The organism is Aliikangiella aequoris, from assembly GCF_053709105.1.
The window spans coordinates 2,958,028-2,974,965 of record NZ_CM132298.1; the positions used below are offsets into that span (position 1 = coordinate 2,958,028).

Here is a 16,938-nt window from a genome sequence, read left to right on the forward strand (position 1 = left end):
GGTTAAACGAAATACTTAGATATAGCGCTTTCTTTCATTTTTCACAGGAAATACACTTTCATTTTAGTTACAATGGCCGATTATGTTGACCATTTTGTCAGGATGTTAAGCCAGTGAGGCTCTTATTGAGTCAAACCGTGAGCTTAACCACTGAAACAACAGGCATTTTTTGAATTATGATGACAGATTTATACTCCTTAATAGAAAAGCTTCCAAAAGCGGAACTGCATTTACATATCGAAGGCTCACTCGAGCCAGAGCTTATGTTTGAGCTAGCTAAACGCAACCAATTAAAACTCCCCTATGCAAGTGTTGAGGAAATAAGAGAAGCCTATAACTTTACCCAATTACAAGATTTTCTTGATATTTACTATGCCGGTATGAGTGTATTGGTAACAGAGCAAGATTTTTTTGATTTAACGGTGGCCTATTTAGCGCGCAGTCAGCAAGATAATGTTAAGCATGTTGAAATCTTTTTTGATCCGCAAGGCCACACCGAACGCGGGATCGCTTTTGAAACCGTTATTTCTGGCATAAAGCGCGGCCTAGAATATGGACTTGAGCATTATAATATTAGTTATAAGCTAATCATGTGTTTTCTACGCCATCTTAGTGAAGAGAGTGCTTTAGAAACATTAAATGAAGCCAAAGCTTTTATCGATATTATTGACGGTGTTGGCTTAGACTCATCAGAAGTGGGCAACCCGCCATCAAAGTTTAAAAATGTATTTGCGCAAGCCAAAGCGCTCGGCTTAAAGCTCGTTGCCCATGCTGGTGAAGAAGGCCCACCAGAGTACGTAGAAGAAGCGTTAGAACTGTTACAAATTGATCGCTTAGATCACGGCAACCGTTCCATGGAGTCTCCTGAGTTGATTAAAAAGCTCAGAGAAAACCAAATGGCGCTTACGGTGTGTCCGCTTTCTAATTTAAAACTATGTGTCGTAGACGACTTAAAAAATCACCCGTTGCCAGCAATGCTCAATGCGGGGCTTTTAATTACCATTAACTCTGACGATCCTTCTTATTTTGGTGGTTATATTAACGATAACTACAAAGCGATTGCCGCGGCGCTAGACTTAAATCAACAACAGATCATTCAACTAGCTAAAAATAGTTTTATTGGCTCTTTTTTATCAGAGCAAGAAAAACAGCAACATTTGTCTGCTATTCAAGCTGCGCTTAACTAGTCACTCAAATAACAATAATAAAGGAAATAGCGTTGAGTAATAATCACAAAGTAACCACTCAAGAAGTTGGTGAGCAAGCAGATTACGGACATTACCCTTACTGGCGGAATCGAATTATGTTTTCGATTCTTACGGGGTATGCTGTATTTTACTTTATTCGCAAAAACCTCTCTGTCGCTAACCCTTACATTAGAGAAGAGTTTAACATTGGCAAAGATGAGTTTGGCGCATCCTTGGCTTTCGCGTCAATCGCTTACGGGCTGTCTAAGTTTTTAAGTGGACTATTAGTCGATAGCTATAGTGCACGCTATGTAATGAGTGCTGGACTCATTCTTTCCGCTGGTGTGAGCTTTATTATTGGCTTTACTACCGAAACAACCAGTGCTTTTCTCGGCATGTCGGTAACCAGCTTTTTTGCATTGTTTTGGATTTTAAATAATATTTTTCAGGGCATGGGGCAGCCGCCTTGTAGCCGTTTAATTACTCATTGGTTTACCACCTCAGAAATCGGTAAGCAATGGGGTATTTGGAATATGTCGCATCATATTGGGGCAGCTTTTATTCTCACCGCAGGTGGTTATTTAATTGTTTACTTTGAAACCTGGCGAGCCGTCTTTTTTGCTCCGGCCATGTTTGCACTAATTTATGGTTTTTTCCTCTTTAATCGATTAAGAGATAAACCCGAAGAAGTTAACTTACCGCCTATCGAAGTTTATCAGCAGTCTCATTTAGACAAAGAGACCAACCAGTCTCATTCACCCGTATTAGATGAAGCGATAGTTGCGGAAGCAAACCGAAAAGAAACTCCGCTAGAATTATTTACCACACATATTTTAAAAAATAAGATGATTTGGCTAGTAAGTCTGGTGAACTTATTTATTTATATTGTTCGCATCGGCATTTTAGATTGGGCACCTAGCTTTTTAAAAGAGAGCCGCGGCCTTTCTATTATGGAGTCAGCAATTACCACGTCGGCCTTTGAGATCGCTGGTATTGTAGGCGCTATTGCCGCAGGTTGGTTGTCAGACAGTTTATTTCAAGGACGCCGTGGCCGCGTCTCGGTAATATTTATGCTGCTACTGGTGTTCTCGGTACTTGCGATCCTTTATGTTCCTTTTAATAGCGCAGTGTTAATGTCAATTACACTTTTTGCGGTTGGCTTTTTCGTGCATGGCCCTATGCTACTGGTAGCGGTTGCCGCTGCAGATTTTGCAACCAAAAAAGCCGCAGCGACTGCGGTAGGACTTACCGGTTTATTTGGTTATATTGGCGCCTTTGTGGCGAACTATGGAACCGGCGTTATTTCTGAATTATGGGGGTGGGATTATGTTATTTATTTCTACCTAGCTTCTGCGGCAATTGGCACATTTCTATTACTATTTACTTGGAATAGTCGCTCGCCAATTTTAGACAAACTGCACAATAAATAAATTACACTTTTATTCGAAAGAGAAAATCATATGCTTGAATCATTTTTTAAACTGTCGGCTCACAATACCACTGTGCGCACAGAAATTATTGCCGGTATCACAACCTTTCTTACAATGGGCTATATTATTTTTGTCAATCCCGATATTTTGGCTCAAGCAGGAATAGACCGCGGCGCTGCATTTGTCGCAACTTGCGTTGCCGCAGCCCTAGCAACTTTCGCAATGGGCATGTTTACCAACTACCCTATCGCATTAGCCCCTGGCATGGGAGTTAATGCTTTTTTTACCTATACCGTTGTATTGGGAGAAGGTTACTCTTGGCAAGTGGCTTTGGGTGCAGTATTTTTAGCGGGTATTTTGTTTTTAATTCTCAGTGTGCTTCCTATACGAGAGTGGATAATCAACGCAATCCCTAACTCGCAAAAAATGGCTATTGCAGCAGGCATCGGGCTATTTTTAGCAATTATTGCATTACAAAACATGGCTATCGTGGTTGACCACCCTGTTACACTAGTGACTCTTGGCGACATCACCCAACCCACGGTATTACTTTCAATTTTCTGCTTTTTGTTTATCTTAACTTTAGAAGTAAAAAATATTCCCGGCTCTATCATTATTGGCATTATTGCAACCACCATTTTAGGTGTGCTGTTTGGTATTACTGAGTTTCAAGGAGTTGTTTCTGCCCCGCCGAGCCTAGCTCCAACTTGGGCAGAGCTCGATATTGCTGGTGCATTTGAAGTGGGCATGATCGGTATTATTATGGCCTTCTTATTTGTGCATATGTTTGATACCGCTGGAACTTTAGTGACCGTTGCTAACTCAGCTAACTTGCTCGATAAAGACGGCAACCTTCCAAGACTTAACAAAGTATTACTTGCCGATAGTACCACCATGGCAGCCGGTGCAGTGATAGGAACATCACCAACCACGAGTTATATAGAAAGCACGGCTGGCGTTAAAGCCGGTGGTCGAACTGGACTTACTGCTGTCGTAGTAGCAGTTTTATTTTTAGCTAGTTTATTCTTGTCACCATTAGTCAGCTCTATACCAAGTTATGCAACTTTTCCGGTACTATTATTTGTTGCTACATTTATGATCAAAAACTTGGTTAACCTTGACTGGGACGATATTACTGAATATGTACCAGCCTTGGTTACAGTCATTGTTATGCCTTTCTCTTTTTCTATTACCGATGGAATAGGTTTTGGCATTATTACTTATGCAGCCCTCAAGCTTTTAACCGGACAAGCCACCAAAGCCAATATCCCAGTAATGATAATGGCGCTCATGTTTGTCTCTAAATATATTTTCTTAGGAACCCACTAAGCTGACTGTAACGACTAATAACTATTTTAACACCTAAAATTTTAACGGAATGAGAGATAACACCAACATGAAAATGACAAAATTATTAAGCCTCATATTATTTTCTACGACATTAAATGTAGCCTATGCCAGTGACAACATTCAGTGTGAGTCAAGCATTAAAAACGCCTCTTACACTGGCGCTTATAAAGGCGTAGAAAACAAGTTAACCGTAGCACAATTTCATCAAGATTTATTTTGTGCAGAAGCTTTTAAAGCCAATAAATATCCACAAGGGTTTGTTACTATTTTTGGCAGCTCAAGAATTAGTGAAAAAAATAACCTCGATGATCCTGAAGTCAACTTAGCAAACGACCGCTTGTATAAGCAGATTTATAACTTAGCTTACAACTGGACTAAAAAGTACGCCAAAGATTATCCAGTACTAACAGGCGCGGGCCCAGGCATAATGGAAGCTGGTGCTCGAGGAGCAACTGATGCAGGCGGCCCAAGCATTGGTTATACGACTTACTACGGTCCATCAAGAAATGCTAAAGACGGTGACGCTAGCAAAGCATTTTGGCAATATCGTCCGTCTTCAAAAAAATCGAAAACTATCATTTCTGACGGTGTGATTTTTACCAGCGTTGCCATTAGAGAAAGCTTAATGATTAATCATTCTGCTGCGATGGTATTTGCACCAGGTGGAACCGGAACTGAGTGGGAAATTTTTCAAACCATCGAACAAATGAAAAGCGGTCAGCTAGATTGGGTTCCTATGTATATCGTTGGCGACAAAGCAATGCATTGGAATAGTTTATACGCACGCTTAGATGACATGGTTAAACGCGGTACAATTAAACGCCACGAAGTAGAAGCGCTTTTTGTTCACGTAGACAACCCAGAAGATGTGCTAAAGCTACTTGCAAGAGATTTAAAACTTAACTAAATCCAGCCAATTTAAAGTAAAGCGATAAAATAAAAAGCAACTCATTGAGTTGCTTTTTTTATCTCTACAAACCAACGCAGGCTAAAACAAAGGTCACAACTTGCTGAGTTTTTTGCTCGAACTCGTCGTCACTTAAAGGCCGACCTTCATTTAATAAAACGATTTGTCTTTCAAAATCTGCGTAATGCTGTGTGGTAGACCAAATCATATAAATAAATGCGCGAGGATCAACCGGTTTAATCGCGCCAGAATCAATCCAACCTTGAATAACTTTCACCCTATCGTCTAACCACTGCTTTAAGGTAGTATCTAAAAAAGTACCTACCGCGGGCGCGCCATGAATAATTTCGTTGGCCCACACTTTAGACGCATTAGGGTTAGTTCGCGAGTAAGCCATTTTAGACTCAACGTATTTTGTTAATGCCGGTCGCGGCGCTTCAAAATTATCAAACGCCTTAGCCGCATCCATCCACTCGTTTAGAATGTTTTCTAACACCGCATGATATAAATTTTCTTTGGTTTTAAAGTAATAATGAATATTTGCCTTAGGTAATTGAGCTTGTTTAGAAATTTTTTCGGTGGTTGCCCCTTTAAACCCATATTGCGCAAAAATAGTTTCCGCCGCCCTAATAATTTTTTCTTGGTTTAGCTCTCTAACAATTTCTTTTTGATCTTTCATTATGCTTTTATATCCTTTACAGCATGCTCATGTTAAACATATACAAGAGTTAACATGGCTAACTTAAAACTTCGACTTTAAAGTATTCTAACGACAGGTTTGGAGATATCGCTGACGTAAGAATTTCACTTATATTTTTCTGGCTTGAAAGACTCTCACTTTCTACCAATACAACTCGCTGCAGCGAATTAAGGTTAAAGCTAGGGCAACTTAATATAGCTTGACTAAGCGCCGCAGTAAGCGCCACCAAGCTCGGGTTATGGGCTACATTTTCAGCATAACGCCCACAAAAAACTGCGCCGTCTTTAGACTGCAAAGCCACGCCCGAGTAATTTTTAGTGTAGGGAGCATAAGACTCATTAGCCGCCTCCCAAGCATTTAAAATTAGTGAGTCTTGAGTCTCAAGTGGAGTAATTACTGATTGCTTTAAAGACTGCATTAATAGCTGCTGGCAACCTAAGTCGAGCGGTCCAAAAGCATCTGGTAACAGCGCGGTAAGCTCAACCTGCGCAATTGCAGACGAATAACTGCGCTGAGTTATGGTTTCGCCATTTTGTGGCATAAGGATCAGTAGTGATTTTCCGCCACTTACTTCATAAAGAAACTGCCGGCAATGGCCACAAGGTGCGGCGGATGTTGCTACATGACCGACCGAGTCTTCTCCATGCAACCAAGCATTAGAAACTGCCGCCTGCTCGGCATGCAGCGAATGACATAAAGCCTGTCCAACATATTCAAAATTCGCACCCAAATATAAATTCGCAAAACCTTTATCATTCAATTGACTTCCACTTGCTATCGCGCCCACTTTAAATTCAGAAACCGGAGGCTTGGCAAAACTTGCAGCAATTGGCAAAAGCGCCACCATCAACTGTTCAAAGCTAATATTTAATTGCTGGCAAATAGTTTCACACTGACTGGCAGCGAGTACACCACCGTGGCTAAACAAATGATTGATATCGGCTCTTACCGACTCGGGAAAAGCTAAAACTAATTGATTCATATTATTTGATTTCATTATAAAAACGCTTAAGCGACAAATAGACTGGCTAATGCTGCACTCATTAAATTAGCCAATGAAGCAGCTAAAACGGCTTTAAGGCCAAGTTTTGCGATTTCAGAGCGTCGCGTTGGAGCAATACTGCCTAGGCCGCCTAGTAAAATAGCAATTGACGATAAGTTAGCAAAGCCACACAAAGCAAACGTAATAACAACTTGAGAGTGAGGAATTAAGGTTTCTTTAATTGCAACAAATTCTACATAAGCAACAAACTCATTAAGCACTAATTTTTGCCCAATTAAGCTCCCCGCTGTAATTGCCTCATTCCAAGGAATACCAATTAAAAATGCGACCGGCGCAAAAATATAGCCGAGTAATTTTTGTAAGGTAAATTCTGGTAGGCCGAACAAAGAACTTATTCCACCAAAGGCGCCATTTAGTAGCGCGATTAAAGCGATAAATGCAATCAACATTGCCCCAATATTCACCGCTAATTTCATACCGCTTAAAGCGCCGCCTGCGGCAGCATCGATCACGTTGGCCGGTTTTTCGCCTTCATCAAATGAAACCTGCTCATCAGCTTTTTGTTGCTGCTCTGTTTCTGGAATAATTAACTTTGCCATCAACAAGCCGCCCGGTGCAGCCATAAAACTTGAAGCAATTAAATATTTGAGCTCTACTCCCATATTGGCATAGCCAACCAACAAGGAACCAGCAATTGAAGCCATTCCACCAACCATAACCGCAAAGAGTTCAGAGCGAGTCATGCCCAAAATATAAGGTCTAATTAAAAGCGGAGCTTCGGTTTGGCTAACAAAAATATTGGCCGTCGCAGATAAGGACTCGGCATGTCCCGTTCCCATGGCATGTTTAAAAAAGCCACCAATAACGCTAATGATTTTCTGCATAATACCTAAATAATAAAGGATGGAAACGAGCGCTGAGAAAAAGACAATTACCGGTAGAACATTAAACGCAAATATAAACCCTAGTTTTTGTCGGCCTAAATCACCAAACAAAAAGTGAATACCACTATCGGCATAGTTAATGACTAACTGAACCCCACTCGATACCGAAGCTAAGGCTTCCTTTCCAAAAGGAACATATAAAACCAATGCGGCAAAAAGCGCTTGAATGGCAAAAGCCACACTCACGGTTCGTAAATTAATTGCTTTACGGTTATCAGAAAATAAAATCGCGATTGCAATGAGTGCAATAATGCCAATAATGCTCATGAATGTGCCTTCAGGTTTGGTTAATTATAATTTTTGTTAAGAAATCGTCTTAAAATTAGAGAAGTGAGTTCGAATTTAAGGTGTTTTACTATTCATTAGCTCAGTTCCATCGATTTTTCGTTTTTTTGCAGTCCCTTACATTGACCTATGATACTTTTAGCAAGCCAACGATTTACTGCTTTTAATGTAAAGATTTACACAAAATCAAAGCAAATTAACATGAATTGACCAGACGGTCAACGCCAATAACCACGCACCATAGAGCGCTTTTAGTGATTAATTAAGCAAACCTTGCTGCAAAGTTGACCAGATGGTCAACTTTGCATTATCATTACGGTAATATACACTTTACTAATTAGCCCCTACCCGCTGATACATTTATCAAAGTTACAATAATAAGGTAATCACTACATGCTAGCGCAAGAAATCATCCGTTCTAAACGAGATGGCAAACCCCTAACGCCACAAGAAATTAGCTTTTTTGTTGATGGCATTGTTGATCAGTCAATAAGCGAAGGCCAAGTGGCGGCGCTGGCAATGGCGGTTTTTTTTAATGGCATGTCTCGTCAAGAGTGTGTAGAGCTTACTCGCAACCTACAGCACTCTGGAGAAACTTTAAACTGGTCAGGGCTTAGCTTAAATGGCCCCGTGGTTGATAAACATTCTACCGGTGGTGTAGGAGATAAAGTCAGCATCATGCTTGCGCCTATGTTGGCTGCGTGTGGCGTTCACGTACCAATGATTTCGGGCCGTGGTTTAGGGCACACCGGTGGTACGCTAGACAAAATGGAAAGTATTCAAGGCTATAATGCAGCCCCTTCAATTACAGAGTTTCAAAAAGTTGTTGCTCAAGTAGGCTGCGCAATCGTCGGTCAAACCGCAGAGCTCGCGCCCGCAGATAAACGCCTTTACGGTATTCGCGATGTCACCTCAACTGTCGAATCTATTCCGTTAATTACGGCCTCAATTTTATCTAAGAAGCTCGCATCTGGGCTTGATGCTTTAGTACTAGACGTTAAAACCGGCAGTGGTGCATTTGCTGCCGACTACACAATGGCGCAACAACTTGCTCAAAGCATTGTAGAAGTGGGCTGTGGGCTAGATTGTCCAACCACCGCAATTATTACCGATATGTCGCAAGTATTAGGTCATACCGCAGGTAATGCGATTGAAATTCAAGAAACTATCGACTATTTAAAAGGCGATAACCGCGACCCACGACTTCACCAAGTGGTGATTGAATTAGGCGCAGATTTACTTCTTTCAAGTGGCGTTTGTTCAACCCGAGACCAAGCTCTATCTCAACTCAATCAAAGTTTAGATTCGGGTGAAGCGACAGAGTATTTTGCCAAAATGGTTTCAGCCTTAGGTGGCCCCAATGATTTAATGGATAACAGCCAACAATATTTAGCGGCTGCAAACCATATAGAGCCTGTTTTTAGCGGACACTCTGAAAACCTTTATATTAGCCAAATGGATGGACGAGCTATCGGCAATGTTGTTGTCGAGTTAGGTGGTGGCAGACGACGCGCCCAAGATGCTGTTGACCATTCCGTTGGGCTAAGCGCAATTAAAGGTATTGGTGATAGCGTTGCTAAAGACGAGCCTCTTATGTTTGTTCATGCTAAAAACCAGCAAGACGCGCAACAAGCCATAGCAAAAATTCAACAAACCATTGTTTATTCTGAAAAGCCGACCGCTCAAGTCGATGTTATTTTAGAACGTGTCAGCAGTATTGCTAAGTCTTAGCACAGGATTATTTAACCATGAAAAACAAACAATCAGATAGTAATGTTCATTCAATCGCGCCTAACAAGGAACAACTGATGCAACAAGAAAATACGGTTCACAACCCTGGCGTGGATTTTCAGACCGAGTGGATTGATAATATTCGAATTAATTTAAGCGCAGTAAAGCGCCGCACCAGTAGCTTGACCAATCGCAGAACAGTTAAAAAAGCATATCAAGCAGCTTGGCTGATTAAAGCAATTTCTTGCATTGATTTAACAACTTTGTCTGGCCAAGATACTCCGGGAAAAGTAAAACGCCTTTGTGCTAAAGCGCGCTCGCCATTAAGCACAGAATTGCAACAAGCGTTAAAAATTGAATCGCTTAACTTAACCACTGGCGCTGTTTGTGTTTATCATCAAATGGTAGAAACCGCGGTTGAAGCACTTAAAGGAAGTAACATTCCTGTCGCAGCAGTTTCTACTGGGTTTCCAGCAGGTTTAGCACCTATGGAAACAAGAGTGGCAGAAATAAAAGCCTCGGTTGCCGCCGGTGCTACGGAAATTGATATTGTGATTACCCGTGCGCACGTTCTTAACGGTAATTGGAAAGCGCTTTATGATGAAGTAAAAACATTTAAACAAGCCTGCGGCAGTGCGCACATGAAAACCATTATTTCTGTTGGCGAGCTTAGCACTTTAAATAATGTTGCTCGAGCTTCAATGATTTCTATGATGGCAGGTAGTGACTTCATTAAAACCTCAACGGGTATGGAATCCACCAACGCAACATTACCTGTATCTTTAGTCATGATTCGCATGATACGAGAATATCAAGAACTTACCGGTTTTAGAGTAGGTTTTAAACCAGCAGGCGGCATTGCAACCGCAAAAGACGCCATCAACTACTTAGTGCTAATTAAAGAAGAGCTAGGTGACTCTTGGCTCAACCCAGAAATGTTCCGATTTGGCGCTTCTAGCTTATTAGGCGATATAGAACGCCAGCTAGAGCATTATGTCACAGGCAGATACTCAGCCAACTATCGACATGCAATGAGTTAAGCTTTAACTAAATTGAAAATAACAACGATTTAACGTCTCGTATTAACCGCGAGTCAACCATACGGAAACATTATGGACATAGTAGAGATTGTAAATACCATGAATTACGGCCCAGCTCCTGAAGCCAATGACAAAGTAACGTCTTGGTTAAAACAAAATAAAGACGGCTTTAAGCTATTTATTAATGGCGAATGGAAAGCGCCTGCTGGCGGTAAGACTTTTGATAGCCATAACCCTGCCACCGGCGAACACTTGGCTAAAATTGCCTATGCAGGTGCTAAGCAAGTAGATGCTGCAGTAAAAGCAGCCAAAAAAGCACAACCAGAATGGCAAGCTATGGGTGGCAAAGCTAGAGCTAAATATCTGTACGCTATTGCACGTATTCTTCAAAAGCGGTCGCGCCAGTTTGCTGTGCTAGAAACAATGGACAACGGCAAAGCGATTAGAGAAACTCGCGACATTGATATTCCTTTAGCAATTAGACATTTTTATCACCATGCAGGATGGGCTCAGTTAATGGACTCAGAGTTTGCCGACTTTGAAGCGCTTGGCGTAGTCGGCCAAATTATTCCGTGGAACTTTCCCTTATTAATGTTAGCTTGGAAAATTGCACCTGCGATTGCTGCGGGCAACACGGTTGTAATTAAACCCGCCGAATATACCAGTTTAACTGCTTTATTATTTGCCGAAATACTACAAGAAGCCAACTTACCCAAAGGTGTTGTAAATATAGTCACAGGCGACGGCGCAGTTGGTGAACAGATTGTTGTGCACCCAGAAGTTAATAAAATTGCATTTACCGGCTCTACCAATGTAGGCAAGCTAATTAGAGCGAAAACCGCTGGTACCGGTAAAAAACTAACTTTAGAACTTGGCGGTAAATCACCCTATATTATTTTTGACGACGCAGATATTGATAGCGCAGTTGAAGGACTTGTTGATGCGATTTGGTTTAACCAGGGTCAAGTTTGTTGTGCTGGCTCAAGACTGCTAGTGCAAGAAGGCATAGCAGACAAAGTTGTAGCCAAAATAAAAGCGCGCGTCGAAAAACTGAGTATTGGCGATCCACTGGATAAATGCACTGATATTGGCGCTATTGTTGATCCGAGCCAACGTGAAAGAATTAGCTCGCTAGTAGAACAAAGCGTTCAACAAGGTGCAACCTTGTGGCAACCGTCAACGCCGCTGCCCAAATCAGGCTGCTACTATCCAGCAACTTTACTGTGCGATGTAGAAACAACGAATGTGGCTGCCAATGTGGAAATTTTTGGCCCAGTTTTAACGGTTCTTACCTTCAGACATCAACCAGAAGCAATTCAACTTGCCAATAATACCAAATATGGATTAGCAGCCAGCGTTTGGTCAGAAAACATAAACCGCGCATTAGATGTTGCACCTCAAATAAAAGCCGGTGTGGTTTGGGTAAATACAACCAATCAATTTGACGCAGCTTGTGGCTTTGGTGGTTACCGAGAGTCTGGAATGGGCCGTGAAGGTGGCGCAGAAGGTATGCATGAATACTTAAAGCTTGTGCAAATAGACAAAGCCCCAGTGCCATCAAAAAAAGCCGCAGCTAAATCCGCTAAAGCGAAGAAAGCACCAGGCACTTTAGGCGTGATGGGTACGATTGACCAAACCGCTAAGTTTTACATCAACGGCAAACAAGCACGCCCCGATAATGGAAACACCCTACCCGTTTATAATGCCGCTCGAGAGCTTTGTGGACGAGTGGGTGATGGTAGCCGTAAAGATATTAGAAACGCAGTAGAAGCAGCAGCTAAAGCCGAAAGTTGGAGTAAAACCAGCGGTCATGCTCGCGCTCAAATATTATACTTTTTAGCAGAAAACCTAAATTACCGCCGCAATGAATTTTGCGAACGTTTAGTCAACCTAACGAACCAATCAACAGAGCAAGCTGAGCAAGAGTTTGACGCTACAATAGAGCGCCTATTTAGTTATGCTGCTTGGGCTGACAAATACGATGGCAAAGTTCATCAGCCACCAATAAATGGCGTCGCTTTAGCGATGAACGAGCCGATGGGTGTGATTGGTATTCATTGTCCAGATGAAGCGCCCTTATTAGCCTTTGTGTCATTACTTGCTCCTGCAATTGCCATGGGAAATCGAGTAGTAATTACACCTTCTCCTAAATATCCGTTATTAGCCACCGACCTTTACCAAGTAATGGAAACATCAGACTTACCGGCTGGCGTAGTTAATATAGTTACTGGTGAGCGAGAAGTCTTAGCAAAAACCGTAGCAGAGCACTATAACGTTGATAGCATTTGGTATCACGGCAGCCAAGAAGGATGCAGTATGGTTGAGTTGGCTTCTGCGGATAATTTAAAACGAACTTGGGTTAGCAGCAACCCAACTGACTGGCTTAACAACGGCGAAGGCAAAGCCTATTTACGTGCCGCTTGCCAAGTTAAAAACATTTGGATCCCATACGGCGACTAAGTCGTTATTCATAGGATAAATGCTGTAGAAAAAATCAAGTGAAATGCTTGATCTGCCAACATAGAAAAGGAGCGCAAGCTCCTTTTCTATTGGCTTGCGTTTGCTCATAATTTGGGATGTAAATCAGCATTACTCTATTCCACTTTACTCTATCGGACTTTTAAGCGCCTGAGTTCATTAAACAACTTCAACTAACAACTTCGACTTAACAGCTTTTACTTACCTCACGTGGTTAGGCAAGTTTTAACTTTTAAGCTCGAGCCAACAATGCGACAGGGGTAAAACGCTATAAGTATTTAACGCTACTACAGCCGTTCAGCAGAGGTGTTAACAAGTAGAAGAAAAAACAGAGGCGATACTTCTTAAGGGCAGAATATAGTCAATTTTGAAAGCAAAAAAAAAGCGCCAACTTTTTCAAGTTAGCGCTTTCTAAGTTAACCGTAAAAATTAACTTTAGAAGGTGTAACGAACACCCATTTTGATTCTCCAAGTAGAGTACTCTGCTTGGAAACGATGCGAATCATTTCTTACGCGGTCGATAACATAACGACCTTGTGCATCTATGTCATCTACATCATAAAGACGCTTGCTTCCAAAGCGGTTATCAATCACTTTACCAGCAGAACTATCAATTAAGTTAGCTAAGTTATCAATAATAAAGTAGAAAGAACCCTTATGGCCATCAGCAAAACCAGGAATTTCTTGGTTAATGCTTAAGTCAATGCTAGTTACCCAAGGCGTTGTATGAGAGCCTTTTGGCGCATAACCGCCAGCATAGCCAGACAACCCAGCTTTTTCAATCGCAGCTAACACTTCAGCTTCAGTTACGCCAGAGTAAACAACATTTGGATCACCCGCTGTTGGAATGTATGAAGTATAATCACCACGGGTGAACTCAGGACTCAGTCCAATAACTTGAGCACCACTATTGCGAGACAATATATGCCAGTCGAAATTAGTAGTATAAGTAAATGGGTTACCAGAACGACGTTCCATAAATAAGTTTATGTTAGTTCCATAGCCTTCAAAAATGTCAGCATTGAACCCTAAGTTAGCAACAAAACGGTGCTCTACTTCAAACGCTGCTCGACCTAGCTGATCTGCAGGAATGTTTTTGTTTATACCGTCAGAATAACGGTAGTTACTTCGGCCCGTTGAGCTGGTGCCAGGGTTAACTTCAGTAATATCTTGGTTGGTGTAAGATATGCTTGCTGAAAAGCCATTATCCCAGTTTTTATCCAATGCTGTAGTTAAGATCATTGAACGGCTATCAACATCTGAGTTAGTTAACATAATGTCATAAAGACGTTCATTATCAGTGTAAATAATACGTCGGCCATCTGCTGTGTAACTAATATCTGCATCATGCAAAGAAGCATCTACCCAAAAGGCTTGGTCAACTTTTTTCACATAAAGCGCTTCACTCGACCAATTAACACCTTCGACTATACCAGCAATGTCAAACTCATAGTCTGCACCAATTTTTATACGCCAATCAGAAGGCAATTTAAAGTTAGGATCAGTGAATGAAACATTACCATCGCTTTGCGCATTTTCGATTGCGTCATATGCTGGGCCATATATATTGGCTATTGAGTCTGGAGTAATAGTGAAATCGCCTTCACTATAGGAACCACTATTAACACCGTTTTGAGAGTATGCATTTGAAATCCATACATTAGGTTGGCCACCAGAATAACGACCAATACCACCATTAATGGTTAACTGGTCATTAACATAATACTTAAAACCAACTCGCGGTAAAATGATACTAATACCATCTAAGTTTTCAGTATTATCATATCCTGTACGAGCCAAAGAATTTTCATTAAATGGAGGTTTATCGTTAGAGGTTAGAGTTTCGAAACGTAATCCAAAGTTAATATCTAACTTATCATTGAACGCCCAAAAGTCTTGTGCGTAGAATGATATTTTCTGTCGGTCAAAATCCGCACCAACATTAAACGGGTCATTACCTGAACCATTTTCGTAAAGGTACTCAGTTACAAATCTATTTTCAAAATTTGCTAACCCTTCAAAATCGAGTGTACCTTTAGAGTTCGGTACATAGAGGTTTTGAATTGAAATATTTTCATGTTCGAAACCAAACTCAATAGTATGGTCGCCCATTAAATACTCGGCATCAAATTTAAAAATTTGAGTCGCTGAGTCAAGCAAATTTGCATGCCGATTAGAGTCAGAGCCAAACGAAATTGAACCACCGTTAGTTAAATCACTTATTCTAACTTCAGCAACATTACCAAAAGAAACTTGGCGGTTTGCAACTTCCTTACTGGTATAACTCATTTTAGTTGAAAAATCGCTATTCCAATCCGAATAGAGCTTTACTGAGTAATTATCTAACGTCTCTGCAATGTCATACCAATTCGTCGAAAGCCTTAAGTTACCTTTATTGTTAGTTAAGTTTCTTGTACGATTTCCATCATTAAACTGATATGAGAAAGAGGCACGATGATCGTCGTTAACATTCCAATCAAGCTTAACGATGTACTTTTCATCTTGCTCTACAGGGCTGCCAGTTGGGCTACCAATTTGCTCATCAGTTAATCCGTAGACTTCTCTAGCGATTCGTTGTACTTCTGCCACATCAGCGAGGGTCGCATCAGTTTTATTTGCAGCGTTTGAACCGCCAGCACCAAACTCTAGAGACTGTGGTGAGTCGTAATTTTCGTATGCCACCATAAAAAACAACTTGTCTTTTATTAATGGACCAGAAAGAAACAATCCATAGGTAGTGTCACTAAATTCTACTGGGATATCTCTATCATCTGGATCTTCTTGACGAGTATCTCTTGGCGTACCAGCATAACTGTCATCAAATTTCTCATAGAAAAAGCTTCCACGGAAATCGTTTGAGCCAGAGCGGAAAACTGCGTTTACGTTACCACCGCTAAAACCAGACACTTTAGTGTCAAATGGTGCAGCAGAAACCGTAATTTGGTCAAGCGCGTCTAAAGGAAACGGTGAGCGCTGAGTAGGATAACCACCACTATTTAGACCAAAGTCATCATTTTGGCTAATGCCGTCAACAGTAAAACTGTTAAAACGTGGGTTAAGACCACCAATAGTCATTTGTGCATCTGAACCTGGAAGAATAGAAACTAATGGGTTAGAGCGGATAACATCTTTAATATCACGAGTCACACCAGCTTGTGCCGCAATTGCTTCACTTCCAAAAGTACTTTCAGAACCGCGATTGATCGCGCTAGGAATACGAATGCCAGTAACAACTACTTTGTTATCAGTGTTTGATTGCGCTTTTAATTGAGTGTTAATTTTTTCAACTGCGCCTAACTGAAGATAAACGTCTGAATACTCAGTATCTTGAAACTCGTCAGAGTCTACAAGTACAGTGTAAGGACCACCAACACGTAAACCACTTGCGTTAAATGCGCCAGTTTGGTCTGTGTTTACAACTTTACGAGTACCTGAAGGTGTATGGATAATAACAACACGAGTATTGGCCGCAGCATTACCTTCCGGCCCTACAACTTTACCTCGAATTGATGACGAAGTTTCGTTCGCCATGACACCACCGCTCAAGGCTAAAGCAACCATTGACGCGAGTATTTTCTTTTTCATCAGTTTAATTCCCCTGTAATAAAAAATGCGATATCTGCTAGTTTTTTTTAATTCCGCTAACAACGAGCGCGAAGCCTAATTAGCTTTTTTGTCAATTTCATGACATTTGAACTATTTCAGAAAATAGAGTCTAAAATTGTCTAAAATCGAAGAAAATAGACGGTTTGGTAGATCTATTAAATAAAATTTCCAGTACACTATTGAATCTTGACTATTTAGTCAAGTACAATCTCTTCGCTTGGGGAAGCTTGTAGATCGACTCATTTGGCCTAGAGTTATTGATATATAAAGAAAAATC

Annotated in this window: 11 protein-coding genes; 7 read left to right on the forward strand and 4 right to left on the reverse strand. The window is 41.1% G+C overall.

The genetic code is table 11. From position 1 onward, the window contains the following. The first annotated feature begins 176 nt into the window (after positions 1-176). From ACUR5C_RS12780 to ACUR5C_RS12795, 4 genes are all read left to right on the forward strand, one after another. On the forward strand, positions 177-1,187 hold the full coding sequence (locus ACUR5C_RS12780; RefSeq protein ID WP_454465528.1) for an adenosine deaminase: 1,011 nt from the start codon (positions 177-179) through the stop codon (positions 1,185-1,187). Between the two features lie 32 nt (positions 1,188-1,219). Further along, positions 1,220-2,617, forward strand: coding sequence for an MFS transporter (locus ACUR5C_RS12785; protein ID WP_454465529.1), 1,398 nt, complete (start codon positions 1,220-1,222; stop codon positions 2,615-2,617). A gap of 30 nt (positions 2,618-2,647) precedes the next feature. Beyond that, on the forward strand, positions 2,648-3,946 hold the full coding sequence (locus ACUR5C_RS12790) for an NCS2 family permease (RefSeq protein ID WP_454465530.1): 1,299 nt from the start codon (positions 2,648-2,650) through the stop codon (positions 3,944-3,946). A gap of 67 nt (positions 3,947-4,013) precedes the next feature. Then, entirely contained in the window at positions 4,014-4,874 is an 861-nt protein-coding gene (locus ACUR5C_RS12795) for an LOG family protein (RefSeq protein ID WP_454465531.1), read from the forward strand. Positions 4,875-4,938: 64 nt separating this feature from the next. Here the strand turns inward: ACUR5C_RS12795 and ACUR5C_RS12800 are convergent, their stop codons facing one another. The 3 genes from ACUR5C_RS12800 to ACUR5C_RS12810 are packed head-to-tail and all read right to left on the reverse strand — an operon-like array spanning position 4,939 to position 7,788. Next, a complete protein-coding gene (locus tag ACUR5C_RS12800) occupies positions 4,939-5,553 on the reverse strand; it encodes a TetR/AcrR family transcriptional regulator (RefSeq protein ID WP_454465533.1) in 615 nt (204 codons plus the stop codon). A 58-nt stretch (positions 5,554-5,611) separates the two neighbouring features. After that, positions 5,612-6,571 (reverse strand): cytidine deaminase, encoded by a 960-nt coding sequence (cdd, locus tag ACUR5C_RS12805; RefSeq protein WP_454465534.1) that lies wholly within the window; start codon positions 6,569-6,571, stop codon positions 5,612-5,614. A gap of 11 nt (positions 6,572-6,582) precedes the next feature. Next, positions 6,583-7,788, reverse strand: coding sequence for a NupC/NupG family nucleoside CNT transporter (locus ACUR5C_RS12810; RefSeq protein WP_454465535.1), 1,206 nt, complete (start codon positions 7,786-7,788; stop codon positions 6,583-6,585). A gap of 411 nt (positions 7,789-8,199) precedes the next feature. Between ACUR5C_RS12810 and deoA the strand changes: the two genes are divergently transcribed. The 3 genes from deoA (at position 8,200) to ACUR5C_RS12825 (ending at position 13,037) form a co-directional block, all read left to right on the forward strand. Next, positions 8,200-9,537 carry a thymidine phosphorylase gene (gene deoA / locus ACUR5C_RS12815; protein WP_454465537.1) on the forward strand — a complete coding sequence of 446 codons (1,338 nt, stop codon included), beginning with the start codon at positions 8,200-8,202 and terminating at the stop codon, positions 9,535-9,537. 17 nt (positions 9,538-9,554) lie between these two features. Next, positions 9,555-10,577 (forward strand): deoxyribose-phosphate aldolase, encoded by a 1,023-nt coding sequence (gene deoC / locus ACUR5C_RS12820; protein ID WP_454465539.1) that lies wholly within the window; start codon positions 9,555-9,557, stop codon positions 10,575-10,577. A gap of 72 nt (positions 10,578-10,649) precedes the next feature. Further along, positions 10,650-13,037, forward strand: coding sequence for an aldehyde dehydrogenase family protein (locus tag ACUR5C_RS12825; protein WP_454465541.1), 2,388 nt, complete (start codon positions 10,650-10,652; stop codon positions 13,035-13,037). A gap of 453 nt (positions 13,038-13,490) precedes the next feature. Here the strand turns inward: ACUR5C_RS12825 and ACUR5C_RS12830 are convergent, their stop codons facing one another. Then, positions 13,491-16,640: a TonB-dependent receptor gene (locus ACUR5C_RS12830; protein WP_454465543.1), complete on the reverse strand. Its 3,150-nt coding sequence runs from the start codon at positions 16,638-16,640 to the stop codon at positions 13,491-13,493. Between the last annotated feature and the right edge of the window lie 298 nt (positions 16,641-16,938).

What these genes read in the sequence shown, in the direction of transcription:
- ACUR5C_RS12780 (WP_454465528.1), top strand. Translation starts at nt 177, where the DNA reads ATGATGACAGATTTATACTCCTTAATAGAAAAGCTTCCAAAAGCGGAA.
- ACUR5C_RS12790 (WP_454465530.1), top strand. Translation starts at nt 2,648, where the DNA reads ATGCTTGAATCATTTTTTAAACTGTCGGCTCACAATACCACTGTGCGC.
- ACUR5C_RS12795 (WP_454465531.1), top strand. Translation starts at nt 4,014, where the DNA reads ATGAAAATGACAAAATTATTAAGCCTCATATTATTTTCTACGACATTA.
- ACUR5C_RS12800 (WP_454465533.1), bottom strand. Translation starts at nt 5,553, where the DNA reads ATGAAAGATCAAAAAGAAATTGTTAGAGAGCTAAACCAAGAAAAAATT.
- cdd (WP_454465534.1), bottom strand. Translation starts at nt 6,571, where the DNA reads ATGAAATCAAATAATATGAATCAATTAGTTTTAGCTTTTCCCGAGTCG.
- ACUR5C_RS12810 (WP_454465535.1), bottom strand. Translation starts at nt 7,788, where the DNA reads ATGAGCATTATTGGCATTATTGCACTCATTGCAATCGCGATTTTATTT.
- deoA (WP_454465537.1), top strand. Translation starts at nt 8,200, where the DNA reads ATGCTAGCGCAAGAAATCATCCGTTCTAAACGAGATGGCAAACCCCTA.
- deoC (WP_454465539.1), top strand. Translation starts at nt 9,555, where the DNA reads ATGAAAAACAAACAATCAGATAGTAATGTTCATTCAATCGCGCCTAAC.
- ACUR5C_RS12825 (WP_454465541.1), top strand. Translation starts at nt 10,650, where the DNA reads ATGGACATAGTAGAGATTGTAAATACCATGAATTACGGCCCAGCTCCT.
- ACUR5C_RS12830 (WP_454465543.1), bottom strand. Translation starts at nt 16,640, where the DNA reads ATGAAAAAGAAAATACTCGCGTCAATGGTTGCTTTAGCCTTGAGCGGT.